Source organism: Geobacillus sp. DSP4a, from assembly GCF_013096875.1.
Lineage (GTDB): Bacteria > Bacillota > Bacilli > Bacillales > Anoxybacillaceae > Geobacillus > Geobacillus thermophilus.
In genome coordinates, this window is sequence record NZ_SDLD01000090.1 from 1 (window position 1) to 3,368 (window position 3,368).

2 protein-coding genes and 1 pseudogene are annotated in these 3,368 nt (G+C 40.5%); 2 read left to right on the top strand and 1 reads right to left on the bottom strand.

What is annotated here, in order from left to right:
- Window positions 1-250: DUF6444 domain-containing protein (locus tag ETC02_RS16295; RefSeq protein ID WP_253264178.1), on the bottom strand; the 250-nt coding region annotated here is incomplete at its 3' end.
- 141 nt (window positions 251-391) lie between these two features.
- On the opposite strand from ETC02_RS16295, the gene ETC02_RS16300 reads away from it, so the two are divergent.
- A complete protein-coding gene (locus ETC02_RS16300; RefSeq protein ID WP_171698424.1) occupies window positions 392-1,717 on the top strand; it encodes a UDP-glucose dehydrogenase family protein in 1,326 nt (441 codons plus the stop codon).
- A 56-nt stretch (window positions 1,718-1,773) separates the two neighbouring features.
- Window positions 1,774-3,164 (top strand): annotated as a pseudogene (locus ETC02_RS16305) (sugar phosphate nucleotidyltransferase).
- Window positions 3,165-3,368: the final 204 nt, after the last annotated feature.

The following is a 3,368-nucleotide window of genomic DNA, read 5'->3' on the forward strand; positions in this document are numbered from 1 at the left end:
CGCGGGAGGAACGCTTTTTCTCAAAACGGTCAGAAGATGGGGGCAAATGGCTATTGGAGCTGTTTTTTTTCGTGCGTGCTTCCAGCTCTTGAACACGGTACTTCAGTTGTTCATTTTCTTTGCGTAGTTGTTTGTTTTCGTGACGCAAATGTTCATTTTCTTGAATGAGTTGATGAATGAGCTGTTTTTGTTGTTGAACTTTGCCGATTAAGCCCTCAACTGTAAATACAGCTTGTTGTACCGTCAACATGTGATTCACCTCCTTGTCTATCAATATTCACATCATAGACAAGGAAAGAAGAAAATATTCAGCTCACTTTATGATGTGGCTGAATAGTTACATTTTAAGAGTAGGATACTTATGTAATTCTTGAAAAGGAGAAGAGCAAAAGTGAAAATATCCATTGCTGGTACGGGTTATGTTGGCCTGGTTACAGGTGTTGCTTTATCTCATATTGGTCATCATGTGACATGTATTGATATAGATGAAGCAAAAGTAGAAAAAATGCGTCAAGGCATTTCACCAATTTATGAACCCGGGCTTGAAGAGTTGATGAAAGAAAACATTCAAGCCGGACGTTTGTTTTTTACAACCAGTCCTGAAGAAGGATTTAAAGATGTGGATGTCATTTATATTGCCGTTGGTACGCCTGAGAAAGAGGATGGATCTGCTAATTTAATGTATATTGAGCAAGCAGTTCGGGATATTGCAGCGAATATTACCAAGGATGTTATTGTTGTGACAAAAAGTACGGTACCGGTTGGAACGAATCATTATATTAAAGAGTTGTTAGATTCTTTAGTGCCTAAGCATATCCATGTGGAAGTGGTGTCCAATCCGGAATTTTTGAGGGAAGGTTCTTCCGTTTATGATACGTTTCATGGCGATCGGATTGTCATTGGTGCCGATAGCGAAGAAGCAGCGAAGGTAATTGAAGAAATTAACAAACCTTTTGGTATCCCAATTTTTAAAACAGATATCCGAAGTGCGGAAATGATTAAATATGCTTCGAATGCTTTTTTGGCGACGAAGATTAGTTTTATTAATGAAATTGCTAATATATGCGAAAAAGTGGGAGCCGATGTGGAAAGTGTTGCGTTAGGAATGGGAATGGACAAGCGCATCGGTTCGATGTTTTTAAGAGCGGGAATCGGCTATGGAGGATCTTGTTTCCCAAAAGACACGAAAGCTTTGGCAAAAATCGCGGCGAACATTGATCATGATTTTGAATTGTTAAAAGCAGTGATAAAGGTGAATAGTAAGCAGCAACGCATATTAATCGATAAAGCAAAAGAACGATTTGGCAGTCTAGCTGGGAAACGAGTAGCACTGCTAGGGTTGTCATTTAAACCAAATACAGATGATATGCGTGAGGCGGCTTCGATTGTTATTTCCAAAGAATTAATTGCCGAAGGAGCAGAGATTGTTGCTTACGATCCGGTTGCGATTGAAAATGCGAAAAAGGTTCTGCCGCAAGAGGTAGTATATACAGAATCCATTGAGACTGCACTAGAAAATGCCGATATGGCGTTTATTCTTACGGAATGGGCACAAATTAGGGAATTAGATTTAAATCTATATATTCAGAAGATGAAACAACCGATCGTGTTTGACGGACGGAATTGTTATAGCTTAAATGAAGTGCAAAAATATCCTATCGAATATCATTCGATCGGCCGCAAAACAATTTATAATTATCAGTTTCAGACAGTTTAATAATGAATGCAAAGATCAGATCGGTTAAGATCTGATTTTTTTATGGAGGGGTCGTCATGAAACTAGTCCTTTTATCCGGCGGATCTGGCAAACGCCTTTGGCCTTTGTCGAATGATACGCGTTCGAAACAATTTTTTGAAAGTATTAGAAGGAAAAAACGGTGAGAAACAATCGATGGTGCAGCGCGTATGGGGGTAGTTGGAAGCGAACGGGTTTGCTGAGTCTGCCGTGATTGCAATATCGAAAATGCAACGAGATATGATTTATCGTCAATTAGGGATAGAGGTGCCGCTCATTATTGAGCTAGAGCGTCACGATACGTTTCCGGCAATTTCGCTTGCGGCTTCGTAATTTATATACGATCGAGAATATGCCGGAAGAGGAAACGGTCGTTGTCTTGCCGGTGGATCCGTATGTGGAAGACTCGTTTTTTCAACGAGTCAAAGAGTTAGAGCATGTTCTCGAGCATTCGAATGCAGAGTTAGCCTTAATCGGTGTGAAACCAACGTATCCATCTTCAAAATACGGATACATCGTTCCAAAAGAGAAGGTGGATGGTGCGGAGTATTTTATTGTTCATCATTTTACGGAGAAGCCGAGTGAAGAAAAGGCGGAAACGTTAATCGCCATGAACGCTTTCTGGAATTGTGGGGTATTTGCCTTTAAGTTGAAGTATTTAGTGAATCTTCTCGTGAAAAAAGGTATTCCTCTTGATTTTGATGAGCTGGTAAATCAATATAGCACGTTGCCGAAAATTAGTTTTGACTATGAAGTCGTAGAAAAGGCGAGTCATATTGTGGTTCTTCCGTATGATGGATATTGGAAAGACCTTGGTACGTGGAATACGCTGACAGAGGAAATGGCAACGAATCAAATTGGGAAAGGCGTATTAGCGGAAGATGTGGTGAATACCCATTTGGTGAATGAATTAGACATTCCTGTGACGGTGATTGGTACCAAAGATCTTGTCGTCGCAGCAAGCCCAGACGGAATCTTGGTTGCCGATAAAGCTTCCAGTCCAAAAATTAAAGATTTAATTAACGGTTTTCATCAGCCGCCAATGTATGAAGAACGGATTTGGGGCTGGTCGCGCGTTCTTGACTATGCGAAATATGAAGATGGTCAAGAAATGGTAACAAAGCGCATTTGTATTCATAAAGGAAAAAACTCAAGCTACCACTATCATCATTTACGAGACGAAGTATGGACCATTGTTCGCGGTGAAGGGGAGTTAGCGTTAGATGACTCGATTACTCGTGTAAAAGCAGGAGACATCATTCACCTTCCAGCGGGTCGAAAACATGGGATTCGGGCGATTACGGAATTAGAGTTTATTGAAGTGCAAACAGGTTCTGGTATTAGTGATGAGGATTTTGTGCGGCTTTACTTCGATTGGGATGATGTGATTCGTCATTTCCAAAAATCAAAAGCCAAAGTCATTTCGTAAATTGGCGGGGATGGTTCCCCGCTTCTTTTTTTATTTCAATGGAAAGGTTTAAACAAAATGAAGACGATTGCGTATTACTCACATTTCGCACCCTCCCAACGAAAATCGGGAGGATTTTTTCGTTCCGATGTCGAATGAATCCTTGACACACAAGGAAAGTGAAGGAGTTTTTCTCTCATGAACGTTCAAGTCAAAAAGGTCTAT